Source organism: Pseudomonas knackmussii B13 (assembly GCF_000689415.1).
Taxonomy (GTDB): domain Bacteria; phylum Pseudomonadota; class Gammaproteobacteria; order Pseudomonadales; family Pseudomonadaceae; genus Pseudomonas; species Pseudomonas knackmussii.
This window is the reverse complement of the sequence record NZ_HG322950.1, coordinates 2,304,929-2,324,664: the sequence shown is the minus strand read 5'-3', so window position 1 is coordinate 2,324,664 and position 19,736 is coordinate 2,304,929. Positions and strand designations below refer to the sequence as shown.

Genomic DNA, 19,736 nt, shown 5'->3' with positions numbered 1-19,736 from the left:
TTTCTTATCGGAATTGGCAAGGCGGGGCAATCTGAAGGCGTCCATTCAATCCGAGGTCCCCGTCATGAATCAGACCATGCTTGCCGCCATCGCCGAGTCCGCCCAAACCCCTCTGGCTGTGCGCCACATCGCCCGCCCCGTTCCCGGCAAGGGGCAGGTGCTGGTCAGGGTTCACGCCGCGGGGGTCAACCCCCTCGACACCAAGATCGCCACCGGCGCAGGGGCGCATGCCCGCCAGGCGCTGCCGGCGGTGCTCGGGCTGGATCTCGCCGGCACGGTCGTCGAGTTGGGCGAGGCGGTCGAGGGCTTCACGCCGGGCCAGGAAGTCTTCGGCATGGCCGGTGGCATTGGCGGAGCCCAGGGCACCATGGCCGAGTACATCGCCGTGGATGCCCGGCTGATCGCGGCAAAGCCGCACGCTTTGAGCATGCCTGAGGCAGCCGCCCTGCCGCTGGTGTTCATCACCGCCTGGGAAGGCCTGGTGGATCGCGCCAACGTCCGCGCCGGCCAGCGGGTGCTGATTCATGGCGGCGCAGGTGGCGTCGGCCAGGTCGCGGTGCAACTGGCCAAGGCGCGTGGTGCCCAGGTGTACGCCACCGGTTCGGCGGCGAGTCTCGACTTCATTCGCTCGCTTGGTGCCACGGCGATCAACTACCAGGCGCAGAGCGTGGAGGCCTATGTCGAGCAATACACGGCCGGCGAAGGTTTCGACATCGTCTACGACACGGTAGGCGGCAGCACCCTGGATGCCTCCTTCCAGGCCGTGAAGCCTTATACCGGGCACGTACTGAGCTGCCTCGGCTGGGGCCAGCACAGCCTCGCGCCGCTGTCGTTCAAGAGCGCCACCTATTCGGGCGTCTTCACGCTGACGCCGCTGCTCACAGGCAAGGGACGGGAACACCACGGAGCTATCCTGCGCGCGGCGGCTGAGCTGGCCAACAACGGGCAACTGACGATCCGAGTGGATCAGCAGCCCTTTGCACTGAATGAGGTCAATGAGGCGTTTCGTCAGGTCGCGGAAGGTCGCGGCAAGGGCAAGACGGTCATTCGATTGGTGAGTGAATAATCGCCAGACCCTTTCTCGATAAATGCCCATGGCCGGAAGCTTCCGCTTCCGGCCGATCCCTGCCTGTCACGACCTGCAGAAACCGGCCAGACGCTCCTTGGCCTGCCGCCCATGATTCAGGCAACCCGCAGTGCAGGCCCTCAATCCAGCCACATCACCTCCGCCGCCTTGCGCGAAACCGGCAACGGCACCGACCTCGGGCGCCCGACGATGATCGGCGCCACCGGTTTCCACTGCGCCGGAATGCCCAGCGCGGCCTTGCCTTCCGGCGTGTCGAGGTAGCGTTGGGCGAAGCCGATCCAGCAGGTGCCCAGGCCGTCGGCGTGGGCAGCGAGCATGAGGTTTTCCGCGGCCAGGGTGCAGTCCTCGACTATCCAGGGCTCCTCGGCCCGGCCGGATACCAGGATGAGCGCCGGCGCATGGTGGAAGATCTGGAAGCCCGCGTCGCCGAGCATCGAGCGCAAGCGCTCGGACTGGGGAACGGCGGGCAGGTTCTCCAGCATGTACGCCTTGGCGTCGTGGGAGATGCGCTCCAGCAGCGCCTGGTTGCGCACCACCGTGAATGTCCACGGCTGCTCGTTGACTGCGCTGGGCGCCTGGATGGCCGCGTCGATCAGGCGCCGGATGAGCTCGTCGTCGAGCGGTTCGGCGCTGTAGTTACGGACCGAACGGCGGCCGTAGAGGGCTTCGTAGATGTTCATGGACGGGGGCTCCCTGTTGCCGAGCCTCCACGTTGCGCTCCCTGGCGGGCGCATCCTTGATGCCGATCAAGTCGGCGCGAGACAGCGGGCTCTTCCGGGCTCGATCCCGAGCGGGGCATGGCCACGGCCAATCGGCGCATAACCCGGAGGGTTATGCGGCCCTACGTTCCCGGCGAGTTCTCCGTAGCCGGGCAGTGCCGAGCTTACGACCCGATCCGCATCACCTGCGGCAACTCACCCAGCGGCACCCACATCTGCCCCTGCCAGTCGAGCACGCTCAACTGCTGCTGTTCCCAACGCAGCAACCGCCGACGCGGCACTTCCCCCGGCGCGCCCAGCGCCACATCCCGCAGGCTCGGCAACACCGAATGGCTGAGCCACTGCCGAATGCAGCGGTTCTCCGGATGGTGGAAGTGAATGAGCGTGGCATACACGCCGGACTCGCTCATCAGCTCAGCCTCCTCGGCCAAGCCGTTGTCATCGCGAATCACGGCACGGCAAACCTGATCCGCATCGAGGTTGCGCACGGCGCGCTCCTCCAGCCAGGCATTCATCAACTTGCCGAGATCCCGCACGACGAACCACGCCTGCCCGTCGATCAACAGGGCACGCAGGCGGCGTTTGTGGCGGTAGAAGTGGGTGGGAACGAGGGGTGCAGCGAGGGACTGCGCGGGGGCAGTGAAGGTATTCATAGTCATTTGTGCGGTTTCCTGAAAGTCAGGTGATTCGCATGCTGTCGGGCATGGAGGGACCGCTACGAGAGGTGTGTTCAGCACCGGGGGCGGAATTTAGTAGGTTGTGGGGAGGGGGTCAACTGGGGAGGGATTTGGGCCCAGTGTGGACCTTCTAAAGGTCCGCAGCCGGCCAAAAGCAGACATATTGGATAGGGAAAAGAGATCTTCCCCTTTTTCCTGTCCCCCTTTCGATCAGCTTGGAGCTGTCCGAGCAGGACAACCGGGTAACCTTGTACAAGACCCCTGGGGGTGGTTGGGAGGGACTCCACCGGGCATATCAAATTTGCCAGCAGGAACGTGGTTACCAAAGCGCTCCGCTAGAACTGCCAGCTCAATTGGCCGCTTGATATAGATTGCAGTTATTGCCTGGCAATGAATTGATGATGCGACCCTCTGGCGCAGCAAAAGCCCTGGCGCGGCACAGCCGGCAAACACACACCGCATGTATGATTGACCAACTACAGAATCAAAATTGGCGATCTAACCAGGCGTGCACAGAAACCGCGCGCACGTCTGACAACTGAAGAAGTGTTACGGATAGTACTTCAAGGAGCAAAAATGCGTATTGAGAAGGTAAGGGTCGAGGGATTTAGACTGCTTCAAGATGTCGAGATCCTGCTGGAGTCAACCTCCACAGTGATTGTGGGGCGGAACAATAGCGGCAAGACATCGCTCACCGAAATATTTGATCGCTTCACAGGAGAGAATGGGCCCCGTTTCCGATTGGAGGACTTCTCGGCGAGTGCGCGAGGTAAGTTTTTTGATGCCAAAGCTTTAAGACTAAAGGAAGCAAGCTCGGAAGCAGTGCTCGCTGCACTTCCGAAAATCGCCCTGACGCTTACCTTCGCTTATGACGCTGCCGCGCCAAATCTGGGCCCACTTGCTCCATTCGTCATCGACTTAGATGTGTCATCAACTAAGGCCATTGTGCGTGTTGAGTACGCACCAACGTTAGCAACGCTCCACACCTTGCTCGACGTGCAACCTCCGCCAAAAGATGCTGATCCGAGTGCGCACTTTCTCCGTTCTTTGCGCGAAACGCTCCCTAAGGCGTACGCTGTCCACGTCTGCGCCATAGACCCTACAGACGACACCAATCGCCGCGACTTCGACGGAACGGCCGCTCTCACTGCACTGATACAGTGCAACTTCGTACGCGCCCAACGCACTCTCGACCATGCGAAGCATGGCGACACAGATGTTATTGGGAAATTACTAAGTACTCTTTTTAAGACTGCCACTGCTCCGACAGCTGCAGCTGCTGACCAAGAGCTTGCATCCAAACTAAAAGCATCCGTCGAAGGCATTGAACGGAGCGTTCAAGGCGATTTCGATGTAATGCTGAAAAAGCTACTACCTGCCATGGAAGTCATGGGATTCCCGAGCCTCAATGACACCGAGCTTCGTCCAGAAACTGCGCTGAATGTTGAAGCGCTTCTATCGGACCATACAAGAATCGTCTACACCGGCTCAGATGGGGTTCATTTACCTGAAGGCTATAATGGACTAGGAACCCGCAACCTGATTTATATGCTTTTGCAGCTTGAGAGTTACCACAAGGCTTATCGCGCAAAAGTGACCCGTCCTGTTACCCACCTTATTTTTATCGAAGAGCCGGAAGCTCACCTGCATCCTCAGATGCAAGAAGTCTTCATAAATCAATTAAACGCAGCAATTGGGAAGCTGTCAGCGAGTTATCCCGACGAGCCTGCCTGGAAAGTCCAATTCGTCATCACAACGCATTCGCCCCATGTCGCGAACGCCGCATCCTTTGAAGCAGTACGATACTTCCTGCATGAATCTCCAAATAAAACCGGAAACCGGCAGACAAAGGTAAAGGACTTCAAAAAAGGAATGACCAGCATATCATCTGACGACCAATATTTCTTGCATCAATACATGACACTGACCAAATGCGACCTCTATTTTGCTGACAAAGCAATTATGGTAGAGGGAACCACAGAGCGTCTCCTAATGCCTCGATTGTGCGAGATTGCTGACAAATCACTCGACGAAAAAAACAAACTTGCAAGACAGTATGTAACTTGTGTCGAGGTAGGTGGGGCCCACGCACACATATTCTACCCCCTACTCGATTTCCTTGAACTAAAAACACTCATCATTACCGACCTAGATTCGACAAAAGCTGTTGAAAGGAAGAACAAGAAAGGAACGATGGTAAAAAAATGGGAGAAATGCCCAGTCGCTGAAGGTGAGCGAATTTCGAACGCCGCAATCAAGGAATGGTTTCGCCCCCATGACAAGAAAGATAAAGATAGCTGGCAGATCACTCCCTCCGAACTTGCAAGCAAAAACACTAAAGAGAAACTGAGAGGCTGCCGTCGTATAGCCTATCAGATACCTGAGAATGCCGACTCGGACGTTTGTGCCCGCAGCTACGAAGACGCCCTTGTTCTCGCCAACCCAGATCGTTTTGATTGGTCGAAAGAACTAGATGAAGCAACTGAGGCGTGGGAAATCGCACAGGGCCTAGATAAGGCGGATACAGCTTTGCGATTTGCGATTCGTGAGAAGGACTGGACGGTACCGCGGTACATCCGGGAAGGCTTGGTTTGGCTCTCCGAACCGTTTTCTGCTCCTACGGCAGAACATTCCGTAGAAACACCGAAGGAAGCATCAACTGGCGAGGAAATGGCATGACTAAACCTGTCGAGAACCCAGCCCTAGTTGCCGCTAAGGAAGCCCAGAGGAAGATTGATGAGGCCCTTGATGCCGGCCGTAGTTTCCGTCTTGAGGCAGGTGCAGGTGCGGGTAAGACTTACTCCCTAGTTGCTGCACTAAAGCGCCTAATCACAGAGCGCGGACAAGCACTGGTGCAAGCAGGTCAAAAGGTAGCCTGCATAACCTACACAGAAGTTGCTCGAAACGAGATTGCTCAGGAGATCGAGGATCACCCAGCAATACTTGTCGATACCATCCATGCTTTCTCATGGGCGTTTCTGCGCCAATTTCAGAAAGCGCTGCGTAACTTTATTGAGTCGATGGACGATCGGCGCGAAAAAATTGAGCAAGGCGGCGGCGTAGGCTCAAAGCCCGTCGTTTACGATCTTGGCTTCTTTGGCGTTGATGCTAGCCATATCACGCTTGGTCATGATGACATTCCAGCAATCATGGCCAAATTCATCTCTCAGGAAAAATTTCGCCAACTATTTACAAAGCAATTTCCAATTATTTTCATCGATGAGTATCAAGATACTGACCGCCAATTCATGGAGGCAATCACCGAGAACTTCCTGAAAGTCGGCAATGGACCACTAATCGGACTTTTTGGGGACCATTGGCAGACTATATATCGCAGTGAGTATGAACTTGCCGACTATCCAATGGAAGAGATTGGTAAAGGCTCCAATTTTCGCTCAGCGCCGGCCATTGTCAATGTCCTAAACAAGCTTCGCCCGGAGCTAACCCAGGCTGTCCGCGACCCCAACGCTTTTGGAGAGGCACGATTCTTTCATGCCAACGCATATACAGGCCCTAGGACTGATGACATACATTCCAAGCAAGACCTACCAGCCGAACTCGCAAAGTCCACCCGCGAAGATCTGATAAATAGACTCCAAACCGAGGGCTGGGACCTAAATAAAACAAAAATTCTAATGCTCACACATAACGTTCTTGCTGCTGAGCAGGGGTACCCAAGCATTGCCAAAATATTCAGCGGCCGGACCGAATTATTTGCAAAAAAGGAAGATCCGGCAATAAAGTTTTTCGCTGAGATTGTCGAGCCCATGTGCGCAGCTTATAACGCGTCTCGCTATGGCGAAATGTTCAGAATATTTGGCTCAGGCCCTGCGATCATGAAGCATACCGATAAAATCGCTTGGCGCGAAGACATGGACACGCTTCAGAAACTTCGCATTGAAGGAACAATTGGTGAAGTTATCGACCACCTAAAGAGCGCAGGACGCCCACTACTACCGGACCGCCTATTACGTCGAGATGAAGAACTCATTGCACTAAATGGCGACCCGATACCAGAGGATGCCACGGCCCTTCAGCGCTACAGCAAGCTACGAAATGTTCATTATAAAGAAGTTTCTGAACTAGTTAAGTTCATTGAACGACAAACTCCCTTCGCCACGCAGCACAGTGTCAAAGGCGCTGAGTTCGAGAACGTTCTCGTCGTACTCGGCGGCGGCTGGAATCACTACAACTGGCCCCAGCTACTAGAACTTATCAAGAGCAAGTCACTCACCAACAAAAACATAAAAGGTTACTATCGAGCTCGAAATCTTTTTTATGTCTCGATATCAAGACCCATGACACGACTGGCTGTTCTTGCAACACAATCAATGTCAGAAACAGCTCTAGAGACCGCAAAATATCTATTTGGAAATGATTATGTTGAAGAACTTGCAATTTCCAACCAATAAATAAATATCGAAACTATAGATTCTTGACGCGAACAGCGAGAATCGATTGAAAAGCAAACTTCCTTCAAGGAGTTGATAAATCGAATTAGATCGATAACAGCCGTTAATGATCGGTAGCCCATCCGGAGCTACCGGTCATATCGCCCATTCGTTCCACACCAATCCCCACATCAACTTCGACTTCATCTGCCCCTCGATGAGGGTTCACTAGCCCCGCATCTATCTCCTCACGGACTCACCTGATACCCCCTCCCCTGCATACAACTGCTATAGGCCGTGGCACTAGCCGAACTCTGCGCCTGGGCCGAGGTACGCCGATCCTGCCGCCGCTCCTGCCGTTGGCGCGAGGCGCCCACTGCGGCTCCGGCTGCGGCTGCTTGGCCGGCCTGGTTCTGGCGGTACTGCTGCTTGGCGTCATCGCTCGCGCGGTCGTAGATCTCTTCGTGCTGGTTGCCGCGCACTTGGGCGCCCACCGCGCCTGCTGCGGCTCCGGCTGCTGCGCCGCGTACGCGGCCGCCGGCTTGGGGGCTGGAGGTGGTGCTGGTGCTGCTGGCTGCGTTGGCGGCTACGCCGTTGCAGTAGCTCATGTCCTGCTGCATCTGCTGGCTGCTCTGTCCATTGAGCGGCGTGACCGTCTGTGCCTGGACGGGCACCGCGATGACCAGTGCCAGCCAGTAACCCCAGGTGAAGGTACGCATGGCTCATCTCCGTCGGATGAATTGCCTGCGTTTCAGGATAGCCACCGGTAGTGGTGCACCTCGGCCGAGCCGTCGATCGGTCATGTGCCTTGGCGCTGACCCGAAAGACTTCCTGGACTTTCTCGGTTCGCGCGGGGCGAATCGCCGCGCCCAAAAAAGCAAAGGCACCCGAAGGTGCCTTTGCTTTACCTGCCCGGCTTAGCGGGACGCAGCCGCCGCGCGGGCGCGGGCCTGGTGCAGCTTCTTGTAGCTCTCGATCAGGCGCAGGTGCTTGTCGAGGCCTTCCAGCTTCATGCTGGTTGGCGTCAGGCCATAGAAGCGCACGCTGCCGTCCACCGAGCCCAGCGCCGCGTCCATTCGCTCGTTGCCGAACATGCGGCGGAAGTTGGCTTCGTAGTCGGCCATTTCCAGGTCGTCGTCCAGTTGCACTTCCAGCACCACGTTCAGGGCCTGGTAGAACAGGCCGCGCTCGACGGTGTTGTCGTTGTACTGCAGGAAGGCTTCCACCAGTTCTTTTGCCGGCTCGAACTTCTTCAGCGCCAGGTAGATCAGCAGCTTCAGTTCGAGGATGGTCAGCTGGCCCCAGACCGTGTTGTCGTCGAACTCGACGCCGATCAGGGTGGTGATGTCGGTGTAGTCGTCGACCTCGCAGTTCTCCAGGCTCTTGAGCAGCGACTTCAGGCGCATGTCGCTCAGGCTGTGCAGGTTGAGGATGTCCGAGCGGAACAGCAGCGCCTTGTTGGTGTTGTCCCAGACCAGGTCTTCCACCGGGTAGATCTCCGAGTAGCCGGGCACCAGGATGCGGCAGGCGTTGGCGCCGAGGTCGTCGTAGACCGCCATGTAGACCTCCTTGCCCATGTCCTCGAGGATGCCGAACAGGGTGGCGGCTTCCTGGACGTTGGAGTCCTCGCCGTGGCCGGAGAAGTCCCACTCGACGAATTCGAAGTCGGCCTTGGCGCTGAAGAAGCGCCACGACACCACGCCGCTGGAGTCGATGAAGTGCTCGACGAAGTTGTTCGGCTCGGTCAGCGCCTGGCTCTCGAAGGTCGGCGGCGGCAGGTCGTTCAGGCCCTCGAAGCTGCGGCCCTGGAGCAGTTCGGTGAGGCTGCGCTCCAGCGCCACTTCGAAGCTCGGGTGCGCGCCGAAGGAGGCGAACACGCCGCCGGTGCGCGGGTTCATCAGGGTCACGCACATCACCGGGAATTCGCCGCCCAGGGAAGCGTCCTTGACCAGCACCGGGAAGCCCTGCTCTTCCAGGCCGCGGATGCCGGCGAGGATGCCCGGGTATTTGGCCAGCACTTCCTGCGGCACATCCGGCAGCGCCAGTTCGCCTTCGAGGATTTCGCGCTTCACCGCCCGCTCGAAGATTTCCGACAGGCACTGCACCTGCGCCTCGGCCAGGGTGTTGCCGGCGCTCATGCCGTTGCTGAGGTAGAGGTTCTCGATCAGGTTCGACGGGAAGTACACCACCTCGCCGTCGGACTGCCGCACGAACGGCAGTGAGCAGATGCCACGTACCTTGTTGCCGGAGTTGGTGTCGTAGAGGTGCGAGCCGCGCAGCTCGCCGTCGGGGTTGTAGATCTCCAGGCAGTACTCGTCGAGGATCTCCTCGGGCAGCGAGTCACCGGGGCCGGGCTTGAACCAGCGCTCGTTCGGGTAGTGCACGAAGTCGGCGTTGGCGATCTCCTCGCCCCAGTACTGGTCGTTGTAGAAGAAGTTGCAGTTCAGCCGCTCGATGAACTCGCCCAGCGCCGAGGCCAGCGCGCTTTCCTTGCTCGCGCCCTTGCCGTTGGTGAAGCACATTTGCGACTGCGAATCGCGGATGTGCAGCGACCAGACGTTGGGCACGATGTTGCGCCAGGAGGCGATCTCGATCTTCATCCCAAGGCCAGCGAGGATTCCCGACATGTTGGCGATGGTCTGCTCCAGCGGCAGGTCCTTGCCGAGGATGCAGGTGCGCGCGCCGCTGTCGGTGCTCGGCATCAGCAGCGCCTGGGCGTCGGCGTCGAGGTTTTCCACTTCTTCGATGACGAAGTCCGGCCCGGTCTGCACGACCTTCTTCACCGTGCAGCGGTCGATGGAGCGCAGGATGCCCAGGCGGTCCTTCTCGGAGATGTCCGCCGGCAGCTCGACCTGGATCTTGAAGATCTGCTTGTAGCGGTCTTCCGGGTCGACAATGTTGTTCTGCGACAGGCGGATGTTCTCGGTGGGGATGTTGCGCGTCTGGCAGTACAGCTTGACGAAGTAGGCCGCGCACAAGGCCGAGGAAGCCAGGAAGTAGTCGAACGGACCCGGCGCCGAGCCATCGCCCTTGTAGCGGATCGGCTGGTCGGCGATCACCGTGAAGTCATCGAACTTGGCTTCCAGGCGAAGGTTGTCGAGAAAATTGACCTTGATTTCCATGCGGGGCTACCACGAGAAGAAACGGAGAAACGAAAGGGCCGCCATTATCCGGACAAATGCCCCCCGGGGATATCCCGACCGCGCTCGGGCTTCCGGACGGCACAGCCGGCGGGCCCGCCCTTGGGGTAAGATGCGCGGCTTTGTGCCGCCTGCCGGCACCCCGCTCAAGAGGATTTCGCCGTGCTCACACCCCAGGTCATCATCATCGGCGCCGGCGCCGCCGGGCTGATGTGCGCCATGAGCGCTGCCGCGCGCGGCCGCCGGGTGCTGTTGCTGGACCACGCCAACAAGGCCGGCAAGAAGATCCTCATGTCCGGCGGCGGGCGCTGCAATTTCACCAACATGTATTGCGAGCCGGCCAACTTCCTCTCGCAGAACCCGCACTTCTGCAAGTCGGCGCTGGCGCGCTTCACCCAGTGGGATTTCATCGCCCTGGTGGCCAAGCACGGCGTGCCCTACCACGAGAAGAAGCTCGGCCAGCTGTTCTGCGACGGCAAGTCCAGCGACATCCTCAACCTGCTGCTGGCCGAGTGCGACCAGGCCGGCGTCGACATGCGCCTGGACACCTCGGTCAGCGAAATCGCCCGTATCGAAGGCGGCTACCAGTTGCAGACCAGCATCGGCATGGCCACGTGCGAGTCGCTGGTCATCGCCACCGGCGGCCTGTCCATCCCGACGCTCGGCGCCACCGGCTTCGGCTATCAGGTCGCCCGCCAGTTCGGCCACGAGCTGCTGCCGACCCGCGCGGGCCTGGTGCCCTTCACGATCACCGACCCACAGCTCAAAGCCCTGTGCAGCGAGTTGTCCGGCACCTCGGTGGAAGACTGCCGGGTGAGCTGCAACGGCCAGAGCTTCGTCGAGAACATCCTGTTCACCCACCGCGGCATCAGCGGCCCGGCGATCCTGCAGATTTCCTCCTACTGGCAGCCCGGCGACACCATCAGCATCGACCTGCTGCCACGGATCGATCTGCCGACCTGGCTCGTCGAGCAACAGCGCGAGCGCCCCAACAGCGAGCTGAAGACGCTGCTGGCCGACCTCTTCACCAAGAAGATGGCGGGCCTGCTGGCCGAGCAGTGGTTCGTCTCCAAGCCGATGAAGCAGTACACGCCCGCCGAGCTCAAGGCCATCGCCCAGCGCCTGGGCGACTGGCAGCTGGTGTCCCGGCGGGCACCGAGGGCTACCGCACCGCCGAGGTCACCCTGGGCGGCGTCGATACCCGCGAGGTGTCGTCCAAGACCATGGAGTCGCTGAAGTCACCCGGCCTGTACTTCGTCGGCGAAGTGCTGGACGTCACCGGCCACCTCGGCGGCTTCAACTTCCAGTGGGCCTGGGCCTCCGGCTACGCGGCGGCGCAGTACGTCTAGCGCCCCAGCCGGCTGAACGCCGCCACCCGCGTCCCTGCCGTTAGGCGCACGCCCGGGCCGAAGACCACGCAGGGTTCCACCGTCACGTCCTCGGCCCATTGGGTATCGGCGCTGAAGTAGACGGTTTCGGCATCGAGCAGCGTGACGCCGCTTTGCAGCGCCTGCCGGCGCCGGCGTTGCTGGAAGAGGCGTTCGGCTTCGTGGAGTTGCTGGCGGTCGTTGACGCCGAGGATTTCCTCTTCCTGCACCTCCACCACCGCGACCTTCATGCCCGCCGCGTTGGCGTGGGCGACGGCGTCGGTGAGGTAGTACTCGCCCTGGGCGTTGTCGCAGCCGATGCGTTGCAGCAGCCACAGGCAATGGTCGGCGCGGAAGGCCATGACACCGCCGTTGCACAGGTCGATGGCCAGTTCCTCGGGGCTGGCGTCGCGGGCTTCGCGGATGGCCTTGAGGTTGCCCTCTTCCATCAGCAGGCGCCCGTAGCCGCCCGGCTCGCGGGCACGGAAGCCGGCCACCGCGACGGCGGCGCCCTCCTCCAGCGCGGCGCGCAGGCGCAGCAGGGTTTCGGCCTGCAGCAATGGCGTGTCACCGAACAGCACCAGCACGCAGCCTTCGGCGAAGTCGCGCAATGCGCCCTCCGCCGCCAGCACGGCGTGGGCGGTGCCCAGGCGTTCGCGCTGGATGAAGCGCCGCGCGTGTGGCGCCACTTCCGTCACGTAGTCGCGGGCTTCGTCCGCGTCCGGAGCGAGCACCACGGCCAACTCGTCCACGCCGGCGGCCGCGCAGGTCGCCAGTACGTGGCCGAGCAGCGGGCGGTTGCCCACCGGGTGCATCACCTTGGGGATGCGCGAACGCATCCGCGTGCCCTGCCCGGCGGCGAGGATCACCGCCAGGGTCGGGAATGCCGTGTCGCCCATGGCAGCCTCCTCAGGCGCGGTAGAAGACGTCGTCCTGGTACGGGTACCACCAGTCGTGGACCTTGGGCTGGTGGTCGATGATCACCATCTTGCTGCGGCGGAAGGCGTCCAGGCCCTGGCGGCCCAGCTCGCGGCCCAGGCCGGACATCTTCCAGCCGCCGAAGGGCAGCGCGTCGTTGTCGATCAGCGGGTTGTTGACCCAGACCATGCCCGCTTCCAGGCGGTCGGAGGCTTCCATCGCCTCGGCCAGGTCCGTGGAGAACAGTGAGGCGCCGAGGCCGAAGGGCGAGTCGTTGGCCAGGCGCACGGCCTCGTCGAAGTCCTTCACCTTGCAGATGGCCGCCACCGGGCCGAAGCACTCCTCGTGGAAGATCGCCATCTCGGCGGTGACGCCGGTGAGGATGGTCGGCTCGTAGTACCAGCCCACCGGCAGGTGCGGCGGGATACGCCCGCCGCAGACCAGGGTGGCGCCCTTCTCCAGGGCATCGTCGACCAGGCGCATGACTTTCGCGCGGGCCGCCTCGCTCACCAGCGGGCCGATCTCCGAGCGTTCCAGGCCGTGGCCGATGCGCAGCTGGCGGGTGCGTTCGGCGAAGCGCGCGACGAATTCGTCGTGGACTTCATCGACCACGAAGAAGCGTTCGGCGGAGGTGCAGATCTGCCCGCTCAGGTGGAAGGCGGCGGTCACAGCGCCGGCCGCCGCTACTTCCAGCGGCGCGTGCTTGGAGACGATCAGCGGGTCGCTGCCGCCGGCCTCGATCACCGCCGGCTTCATGCGCTCGGCGCAACCCCCGCCCCCCGCCTTGCCGGCCGCCACGCTGCCGGTGAAGGCCACCGCGTGGGTGCCTTCGGACTGCACCAGCAGTTGCGCGGTCAGCGCGTCGCCCGGCAGGCAGCTGACCAGCGCGGCCGGCAGCACCTTGAAGTGCTCCATGAATTTCAGCGTGCACAGGCTGGTGCTTTCCGCCGGCTTGACGATGCAGGCGTTGCCGGCGGCCAGGGACGCGGCGAGCGTCCAGCACATCAGCAGGATCGGGAAGTTGAACGGCATGATGTGCACGCTCACGCCGTAGGGCTCGTAGCGCACGTGCTGGAAGGAGCCGATCTGCGTGGTGCCGGCGACCTTGCCGGCGTCGTCGCGGGCCATTTCCGCGTAGTAGCGGAAGATCGGCGCGCAGTTGGCCAGCTCGCCCATGGCCTCGGGGAAGGGTTTGCCCATTTCCAGGGTCATCAGCCGCGCGACTTCGCGCTGGGTGGCCTGGTCGGTCTCGATGGCGTTGGCCAGTTGGTGCAGCAGTGCGGCGCGGCTTTTCGCATCCACTTGGCGCCACTGGCGCTGGGCGGCGTTGGCGGCCGCTACCAGGGCTTCGACGTCGGCGGCGTCGCCCAGAACTATGCGCCCGACGTGGCTCAGATCGGCCGGGTTGATGATGGTGCGGACCCGTTCGCTGGCCGGAGCCTGGTACTCGGGGTTGACGAAGCGCATCGGCAGGTCGGTATGGAAAGCGGGCATGGGGTTCTCCGCGAAGGGTCAGTCGGTGGCCAGGCGCTGGGCGAGCACGTCGGCGTGCAGCGGTTCGCGCCAGTTCGGCAGGTGGTGGTCGAGCAGGTTGTTCAACGGGCCCAGGGCTTCGGCCTGCAACGCGCGCTGGAACAGGCCGAGCACGCGCGGCAGGTGTGCCAGGTAGCCGCGCTTGCCATCGCGCTTGGCCAGGCGCACGAAGATGCCGAGCACCTTGGCGTGGCGCTGCGCGGCGAGCACCTGGTAGTCGGCCATGAAGGTGCGGCCGTCGAGCTCGGGACGCTGGATCAGGTAATGGGTAAGGAGGGAAATGCGCAGGGTTTCCGGCACGTCGCGGCGGGCATCTTCCAGCAATGACATGAGGTCGTAGGCCGGCGCGCCGCAGAGGGCATCCTGGAAGTCCAGCAGGCCGCAGGCAGCGACGCCGGGACGGCCTTCGAGGTACATCAGGTTGTCCACGTGGTAGTCGCGCAACACCAGCACTTCGCGGCGAGTAGCCACTGCGCGGCAGGCTTCGGCGAAGGTCGCCAGGTAGCGCTCGCGAAGTTTTGCAGCGGCAGCACGGCCTACCAGCAGCGGCGCATACCAGTCGATGAACAGCGCGCACTCGTCGGCCAGCCGCGTGGCGTCGTAGGCCGGCAGCCCTTCCGCCGCGGCCGGACCTGCGCGATGCAGCTCGACCAGCGCGTCCACCGCCAACTGGTACAGCGGCGCCACCGCGTGGCCGCCGGCGAACAGCCGGGTGTAGGTGGCCTGGCCGAAGTCCTCGATCAGCGCCAGGCCCTGCTCGGTGTCGGCCGCCAACACGCGTGGCGCGGACAGCCCGCAAGCGTGCAGCAGCTCGGCAACTTGCAGGTAAGGCGCCAGCGGTTCGGCGCCGGGCGGCGAATCCATCAGCAGCAGGCCCTGCCCGCCGAGGCGGAAATAGCGGCGCGCCGAGGCATCCGCCGGCAGGGCGTCGAGGGCATGGCCGGCATGGCCGCTGCGGGCGAGGAAAGCCTCGCGCGCGGCGGCCCGTGCGGCGCTTTCGGTTGGCAGGCTCGGGGTCATGGCGCTCACCGGATCATGTAGACCTTCTTGATGGTCTCGTACACGGTGCACACGCCCTTCCAGTCCTTGGGGAAGAAGGCGGCGGTGTCCGGCGTGATCTCGATGACCTCGCCCGATTCGTGCACGTAGGTGCAGCGCCCTTCGAGGAAGTGGCAGAACTCGTCGCTGGTGACGTGGCAGAACCACTTGCCCGGCGTGCAGTGCCAGATGCCGCATTCGGACTGGCCTTCGGGACCTTTGTGCAGCACTACGCCGCTGACCTTGGACTCGCCTTCGAGCATGGTCGGGATCACGCCCCAGTCCTTGAGTTCGGTGACTTGCAGCGGGCGGTGGATTACGGGGGTCTTCATCGTTCACTCCTGAAAACGGGCCGCCTTCGTGGCGGCCACAAGGCGCCGGATCAAGCCAGCATGTAGAGGTTGCGCAGCGTCTCGTGGACGGTGCATTCGCCCGACCAGCCGGCCGGGAACAGCACCAGGGTGTCGGGCTCGACCTCGATCACCTCGCCGGCGTCCGAGCGGTAGGTGGCGCGGCCGGCGACGAAGTGGCAGAGCTCGTCGCGCGGGATTGCGAGGCGCCAGCGCCCCGGCGTGCACACCCACAGGCCGGTCTCGGGGCTGTTGTTCGGCCCCTTGAACAGCAGGCGCCCGCTGGAGTGCGATACGCCTTCGAGGGCGTCGGACTGCACGCCCCAATCGACCAGATCGTCGTACTCGCGCGCGCCGCGAATGTGCGGCGCGCTGCTGTCTCCCTTGAACTCAGGCATTGGCGAGCACCTTGTCGAGGATCTGTGCCGCATCTTCCGGGCCCTTGCGCGAACGCATGGCGGCGCTGGTGCGTTCGAGGCGCTCGCCCATGCGCGAGTCGGTGAGCAGCTGGGCGAGATTGCGCGCCAGGTCTTCCTCGCTCCAGTCGTAGCGGTCCATGCGCAGGCCGTGGCCGCTCTCCTGGGCACGCATGGCGTTGTCGTGGCCGTCCCACACATAGGGCATGACGATGGCCGGCTTACCGAAGAACAGGCACTCGGTGAAGCTGTTGTTGCCGCCGTGGTGGATCACCGCGTCGACCTGGGCGATCACCGAAGGCTGCGGGTACCAGTTGGAGACGATGACGTTGTCCGGCAGGTCGGTGTACTTCTCCACGTGCTCGCCGACGTTGAACAGCGCGCGGTACGGCAGCTTGCCGATGGCGCGCACCAGGCGCTGCAGCAGCTCGACGTCGCCGGAGCCCAGGCTGCCGAAGCTGACGTAGAGCAGCGGCTTGTCGTTGTGGGCCTTGAACTGCGGAATCTCGTAGGGCTTGTCGGTGCGCACGCAGCCCTGCAGGTAGTGGAAGCGCTCCGGCGGCAGCGGGTGGCGGCGCTCGAACTTCACCGGGTCCGGATACAGCAGCAGGTTCATGTAGGGCGACTCTTCGAAGAAGACGCCCAGCGGGTAAGGCTGCTCGCCGCACTCGCCGAGGAAGGCGTTGAAGTCGGCGTGGATGGGCGCGATCACTTCCTCGAAGCGCTTCTGGAAGCGCGCGTGGCCTTCCTTGTCGTCGATGCTCATGCCCGACAGGTACGGCGGGATGTCCGGGTCGTGCACCTCGTTTTCCGAGCAGGAGATGATCCGCACCCAGGGCTTGCCGTACTGCTTGATGGCCGGGAAGAGGATGACGTTGTCGACGCAGATCAGGTCCGGCTTGATCTTGTCGAGGATCGCCGGCAGCTCCTTCTGCGCCCACTTGGCGGTGGAGACGATGGCCTCCCAGCACTCCTTCACGTAGTTGTCGAGCTGGTCGATCGGCGCCTTGCGGAAGTTGGGGATGTGGCCGTTGATGAAGTCCGTCCAGTAGCGCGCCATCTCCTCGGCCGGCATCGGCTCGGACATGTTCACGTAGTGCTCCTCGAAGCCGTAGGCCGAGTACACCCCGGTCATGCCCGGATCGGTGAGGAAGACCGCCTTGTGCCCCAATGCCTCGCAGGCCTGGGCGATACCGACGGAGTTCAGGGCCGGGCCGTAGGCGGCCTCGGGGAAGAAGGCGATGACCTTGCGTTCACTCATGGGTTGCTCTCCTGGTTCTTGTTTTAGGCAGTCATTGGCTCAGCACGCGGGCGTGGCGCGCGTCCCAGCCCAGGCGCACCGGGGTGCCGGCGGCCAGGCGCAGGTGGTCGTAGTCCGAGGACGGCACGCGGACGATCAGCGGCCGGCTGGACAGCGCGGTGTGCACGTGGAGGTTGGTGTCGAGGCCGTGGTAGGCGATTTCCGCCACCTCGCCCTGTACCTGGTTGTCGGTGGCGGGCGTGGCGTCGGTGAGCACCCGCAAGCGCTCCGGGCGCAGCGCCAGGGTGACGTTCTGCGGCCCGGCCTCGGCGCCGCGCTCGATGTTCAGCAGCTGGCCGCCGGCCTGCAGGCGGTCGGTGCCCACGCGCTGGCCATCGATCAGGTTGCTGACGCCGATGAAGTCGGCGACGAAGCGGCTGTTGGGGTTCTCGTAGAGTTCGCTCGGGCTGCCGCACTGGCAGACCTTGCCGTCACGCAGCACGGCCATGCGGTCGGACATGACCAGGGCTTCTTCCTGGTCGTGGGTGACCATGATGAAAGTGATGCCGCTCTCGTGCTGCAGGCGCTTGAGCTCCAGCTGCATCTTCTCGCGCAGCTTCTTGTCCAGCGCGCCGAGGGGCTCGTCGAGCAGCAGCACGCGCGGGCGTTTGACCAGCGCGCGGGCCAGGGCCACGCGCTGGCGCTGGCCGCCGGAGAGCTGGTCCGGGCGGCGGTTGGCCATCGGGCCGAGCTGCGCGGTTTCCAGTACCTGGTCGACGCGCTGCTTGATCTCGGCGGCCGGCAGCTTTTCCATCTCCAGGCCGTAGGCGATGTTGCCGCGCACGGTCATGTTGGGGAACAGCGCGTAGGACTGGAACATCAGGTTCAGCGGCCGCTTGTTCGGCGGCAGCGGCGAGATGTCCTGGCCGTTGAGATAAATGGCGCCGGCGCTGGGCGTCTCGAAGCCGGCGATCATCCGCATCAGGGTGGTCTTGCCGCAGCCGGAGGGCCCCAGCAGGGCGAAGAACTCGTTCTCGCGGATGCTCAGCGACACCCGGTCCACCGCGGTCAGGCCCTCGCCGTAGGATTTGCTCACCTGGTCCAGGACCAGCAGGTCGGAAGGCTTAGTCATGGGCTTTGGGCACCTTGTTCAGACGTTGGGAAGCGAAGAGCGCGGTGAAGCTGACCAGCATCACCAGGGTGGCGAGGGCGTTGATCTCGGGGGTCACGCCGAAGCGGATCATCGAGTAGATCTGCATCGGCAAGGTGGTGGAGGCGCTGCCGGAGCCGGCGTTGAAGAAGGCGATGATGAATTCGTCCACCGACAGGGTGAACGCCAGCAGCCCGCCCGCCAGCACGCCGGGGAAGATCGCCGGCAGCAGCACCCGCCGCGCGGTGGTGAACCAGCCGGCGCCGAGGTCGATGCTGGCTTCGAGGATCGAGTAGTCGAAGTGCTTGAGGCGCGTGCGCACCACCGCACAGACGAAGGCGATGTTGAACACCACGTGGCTGAGGATGATCGAGTGCAGCCCCAAGCTCATCTTCAGCAGGTTGAAGAAGCTCAGCAGCGCGATGGCCAGGACGATGTCGGGGATGATCATCGGCGCCATCAGCAGGGTGTCGGCCAGGTTGCCGCCCTTCCCCGTTCCCTTGTTCCGTGCACGCATTTCCACGCCCAGTGCCAGCAAGGTGCCGAGCAGACAGGCGATGAAGGTGGAGCTCAGCGCCACGATCAGGGTGTTCAGCGCGGCGTGCTGGATCGAGGCGTTGGCCAAGAGCTTGGCGTACCACTTCAGCGACGCGCCGCCCCAGGCGGTGGGCAGGCCGCTGGCGTTGAACGACAGCAGGATCAGCACGAGGATCGGCACATAGAGGAAGGCGTACACCAGCCACAGGTGCGTGCCGAGGGCGATACCGGAAGGGTTACGCATGGCGTTCGCCCTCCGCGCCCTGGGCCCGGCGCGACACCAGGGCCTGGATGAACAGCAGCACCAGCATGATGCCGATCAGGAAGAAGCTCAGCGCCGAGCCGAACGGCCAGTCCCGCGCGGTGAGGAACTGCGCGTAGATCAGGTTGCCGACCATCTGCACCTGCTTGCCGCCGAGCAGGTCGGCGGTGATGAAGTTGCCGATCGACAGCACGAAGACGAACACCGCGCCGGCCGCCACCCCCGGCACCGAGAGCGGCAGGATCACGCGGCGGAAGGTGGTCCAGCCGGAGGCGCCGAGGTCGCGCGAGGCTTCCCACAGCTCGCGGTCGATGCGCGACAGCGAGGAGTAGATGGCGAGGATCACGAAGGGGATGTAGTTGTAGACCAGCCCGAGCACGACGGTGGCGTCGGTGTACAGCAGGTTGATCGGCTCGCCGCTGTAGCCCAGCAGGTTGAACAGGCGGTTGAGCAGCCCTTCGCGGTTGAGCAGGACGATCCAGGCGTAGGTACGGATCAGGTAGTTGCTCCAGAACGGCAGCATCACCAGGAACAGGTAGACCGCCTGCCGGCGCGGCGTGGCGCGGGTGATCGCGTAGGCCGCCGGGTAGCCGATCAGCACGGCGAAGAGCATCGCCAGGCCCGCGATCTTCGCCGAGCGCAGGAGGATGTCGAGGTACAGCGGGTCCACCGCGCGGCGGTAGTTCTCCCAGGTGAACACGTAGTCGATGCCGCCGTAGGCACCGCGTTCGAGGAAGCTGTACAGCAGCACCAGCAGGCACGGCAGCAGCAGGAACAGCGCCAGCCAGCCCAGGCCGGGTGCTAGCAGCCAGGCCGACAGTTTGCGGTCGGCGGACAAAGCAGTCATGCAGGGTTCCCCCAACCCCGCGAGGCGGGGTGGTTTTCTTCACTGAAGTTTCGGGGCGAGCGAG

16 protein-coding genes and 1 pseudogene are annotated in these 19,736 nt (G+C 62.7%); 4 read left to right on the top strand and 13 right to left on the bottom strand.

Features of this window, described 5'->3' with window-relative positions; all coding sequences use genetic code 11:
• The first annotated feature begins 64 nt into the window (after nucleotides 1-64).
• Complete coding sequence (locus tag PKB_RS11025) at nucleotides 65-1,066, top strand: zinc-dependent alcohol dehydrogenase family protein (RefSeq protein WP_043251684.1); 1,002 nt, start codon at nucleotides 65-67, stop codon at nucleotides 1,064-1,066.
• A gap of 140 nt (nucleotides 1,067-1,206) precedes the next feature.
• Here the strand turns inward: PKB_RS11025 and PKB_RS11020 are convergent, their stop codons facing one another.
• Both PKB_RS11020 and PKB_RS11015 read right to left on the bottom strand, forming a co-directional pair.
• The gene (locus PKB_RS11020; protein WP_043251682.1) at nucleotides 1,207-1,767 is read right to left on the bottom strand and encodes a nitroreductase family protein; all 561 of its coding nucleotides are present in this window, start codon (nucleotides 1,765-1,767) and stop codon (nucleotides 1,207-1,209) included.
• A 203-nt stretch (nucleotides 1,768-1,970) separates the two neighbouring features.
• Nucleotides 1,971-2,465 (bottom strand): BRO-N domain-containing protein, encoded by a 495-nt coding sequence (locus PKB_RS11015; RefSeq protein WP_242411217.1) that lies wholly within the window; start codon nucleotides 2,463-2,465, stop codon nucleotides 1,971-1,973.
• 594 nt (nucleotides 2,466-3,059) lie between these two features.
• On the opposite strand from PKB_RS11015, the gene PKB_RS29065 reads away from it, so the two are divergent.
• Both PKB_RS29065 and PKB_RS29060 read left to right on the top strand, forming a co-directional pair.
• Complete coding sequence (locus PKB_RS29065) at nucleotides 3,060-5,162, top strand: ATP-dependent nuclease (RefSeq protein ID WP_084166611.1); 2,103 nt, start codon at nucleotides 3,060-3,062, stop codon at nucleotides 5,160-5,162.
• Nucleotides 5,159-6,895 carry a UvrD-helicase domain-containing protein gene (locus tag PKB_RS29060; protein WP_084166610.1) on the top strand — a complete coding sequence of 579 codons (1,737 nt, stop codon included), beginning with the start codon at nucleotides 5,159-5,161 and terminating at the stop codon, nucleotides 6,893-6,895. Before PKB_RS29065 ends, PKB_RS29060 begins: the two co-directional genes overlap by 4 nt.
• Nucleotides 6,896-7,122: 227 nt before the next feature.
• Here PKB_RS29060 and PKB_RS11005 read toward each other — a convergent pair whose 3' ends face one another.
• A complete protein-coding gene (locus tag PKB_RS11005) occupies nucleotides 7,123-7,593 on the bottom strand; it encodes a YMGG-like glycine zipper-containing protein (RefSeq protein ID WP_043251679.1) in 471 nt (156 codons plus the stop codon).
• Nucleotides 7,594-7,791: 198 nt separating this feature from the next.
• A complete protein-coding gene (locus PKB_RS11000) occupies nucleotides 7,792-9,996 on the bottom strand; it encodes an OsmC domain/YcaO domain-containing protein (protein ID WP_043251678.1) in 2,205 nt (734 codons plus the stop codon).
• A 228-nt stretch (nucleotides 9,997-10,224) separates the two neighbouring features.
• Here PKB_RS11000 and PKB_RS10995 point away from each other — a divergent pair.
• Nucleotides 10,225-11,363: pseudogene (locus PKB_RS10995) on the top strand (BaiN/RdsA family NAD(P)/FAD-dependent oxidoreductase).
• On the opposite strand, the gene PKB_RS10990 reads toward PKB_RS10995, so the two are convergent.
• From PKB_RS10990 to PKB_RS10950, 9 genes are read right to left on the bottom strand one after another with little or no spacing between them, the layout of a single operon-like run.
• The gene (locus PKB_RS10990) at nucleotides 11,360-12,280 is read right to left on the bottom strand and encodes an NTP transferase domain-containing protein (RefSeq protein WP_043257176.1); all 921 of its coding nucleotides are present in this window, start codon (nucleotides 12,278-12,280) and stop codon (nucleotides 11,360-11,362) included. The pseudogene PKB_RS10995 and the gene PKB_RS10990 sit on opposite strands and share 4 nt — an antisense overlap.
• Nucleotides 12,281-12,290: 10 nt before the next feature.
• Nucleotides 12,291-13,793 (bottom strand): aldehyde dehydrogenase family protein, encoded by a 1,503-nt coding sequence (locus PKB_RS10985; protein WP_043251676.1) that lies wholly within the window; start codon nucleotides 13,791-13,793, stop codon nucleotides 12,291-12,293.
• Nucleotides 13,794-13,811: 18 nt separating this feature from the next.
• The gene (locus tag PKB_RS10980) at nucleotides 13,812-14,852 is read right to left on the bottom strand and encodes an aminoglycoside phosphotransferase family protein (RefSeq protein ID WP_043251674.1); all 1,041 of its coding nucleotides are present in this window, start codon (nucleotides 14,850-14,852) and stop codon (nucleotides 13,812-13,814) included.
• Nucleotides 14,853-14,857: 5 nt separating this feature from the next.
• Nucleotides 14,858-15,202, bottom strand: coding sequence for a cupin domain-containing protein (locus tag PKB_RS10975; RefSeq protein ID WP_043251667.1), 345 nt, complete (start codon nucleotides 15,200-15,202; stop codon nucleotides 14,858-14,860).
• A gap of 50 nt (nucleotides 15,203-15,252) precedes the next feature.
• Entirely contained in the window at nucleotides 15,253-15,618 is a 366-nt protein-coding gene (locus tag PKB_RS10970; RefSeq protein ID WP_043251662.1) for a cupin domain-containing protein, read from the bottom strand.
• On the bottom strand, nucleotides 15,611-16,897 hold the full coding sequence (locus tag PKB_RS10965) for a nucleotide disphospho-sugar-binding domain-containing protein (protein ID WP_043251660.1): 1,287 nt from the start codon (nucleotides 16,895-16,897) through the stop codon (nucleotides 15,611-15,613). Before PKB_RS10965 ends, PKB_RS10970 begins: the two co-directional genes overlap by 8 nt.
• A gap of 31 nt (nucleotides 16,898-16,928) precedes the next feature.
• Nucleotides 16,929-18,008, bottom strand: a complete 1,080-nt coding sequence (locus tag PKB_RS10960) for an ABC transporter ATP-binding protein (RefSeq protein WP_043251657.1) — start codon at nucleotides 18,006-18,008, stop codon at nucleotides 16,929-16,931.
• Nucleotides 18,001-18,807 carry an ABC transporter permease gene (locus PKB_RS10955; RefSeq protein WP_052355236.1) on the bottom strand — a complete coding sequence of 269 codons (807 nt, stop codon included), beginning with the start codon at nucleotides 18,805-18,807 and terminating at the stop codon, nucleotides 18,001-18,003. The genes PKB_RS10960 and PKB_RS10955 overlap by 8 nt, the downstream gene beginning before the upstream one ends.
• Entirely contained in the window at nucleotides 18,800-19,672 is an 873-nt protein-coding gene (locus PKB_RS10950; RefSeq protein ID WP_052355235.1) for an ABC transporter permease, read from the bottom strand. The genes PKB_RS10955 and PKB_RS10950 overlap by 8 nt, the downstream gene beginning before the upstream one ends.
• Nucleotides 19,673-19,736 lie beyond the last annotated feature (64 nt).

Bases quoted from the DNA above. Each gene is read 5' to 3' on its own strand.
- PKB_RS11025 (WP_043251684.1), top strand. From the start codon at position 65: ATGAATCAGACCATGCTTGCCGCCATCGCCGAGTCCGCCCAAACCCCT.
- PKB_RS11020 (WP_043251682.1), bottom strand. From the start codon at position 1,767: ATGAACATCTACGAAGCCCTCTACGGCCGCCGTTCGGTCCGTAACTAC.
- PKB_RS11015 (WP_242411217.1), bottom strand. From the start codon at position 2,465: ATGACTATGAATACCTTCACTGCCCCCGCGCAGTCCCTCGCTGCACCC.
- PKB_RS29065 (WP_084166611.1), top strand. From the start codon at position 3,060: ATGCGTATTGAGAAGGTAAGGGTCGAGGGATTTAGACTGCTTCAAGAT.
- PKB_RS29060 (WP_084166610.1), top strand. From the start codon at position 5,159: ATGACTAAACCTGTCGAGAACCCAGCCCTAGTTGCCGCTAAGGAAGCC.
- PKB_RS11005 (WP_043251679.1), bottom strand. From the start codon at position 7,593: ATGCGTACCTTCACCTGGGGTTACTGGCTGGCACTGGTCATCGCGGTG.
- PKB_RS11000 (WP_043251678.1), bottom strand. From the start codon at position 9,996: ATGGAAATCAAGGTCAATTTTCTCGACAACCTTCGCCTGGAAGCCAAG.
- PKB_RS10990 (WP_043257176.1), bottom strand. From the start codon at position 12,280: ATGGGCGACACGGCATTCCCGACCCTGGCGGTGATCCTCGCCGCCGGG.
- PKB_RS10985 (WP_043251676.1), bottom strand. From the start codon at position 13,793: ATGCCCGCTTTCCATACCGACCTGCCGATGCGCTTCGTCAACCCCGAG.
- PKB_RS10980 (WP_043251674.1), bottom strand. From the start codon at position 14,852: ATGACCCCGAGCCTGCCAACCGAAAGCGCCGCACGGGCCGCCGCGCGC.
- PKB_RS10975 (WP_043251667.1), bottom strand. From the start codon at position 15,202: ATGAAGACCCCCGTAATCCACCGCCCGCTGCAAGTCACCGAACTCAAG.
- PKB_RS10970 (WP_043251662.1), bottom strand. From the start codon at position 15,618: ATGCCTGAGTTCAAGGGAGACAGCAGCGCGCCGCACATTCGCGGCGCG.
- PKB_RS10965 (WP_043251660.1), bottom strand. From the start codon at position 16,897: ATGAGTGAACGCAAGGTCATCGCCTTCTTCCCCGAGGCCGCCTACGGC.
- PKB_RS10960 (WP_043251657.1), bottom strand. From the start codon at position 18,008: ATGACTAAGCCTTCCGACCTGCTGGTCCTGGACCAGGTGAGCAAATCC.
- PKB_RS10955 (WP_052355236.1), bottom strand. From the start codon at position 18,807: ATGCGTAACCCTTCCGGTATCGCCCTCGGCACGCACCTGTGGCTGGTG.
- PKB_RS10950 (WP_052355235.1), bottom strand. From the start codon at position 19,672: ATGACTGCTTTGTCCGCCGACCGCAAACTGTCGGCCTGGCTGCTAGCA.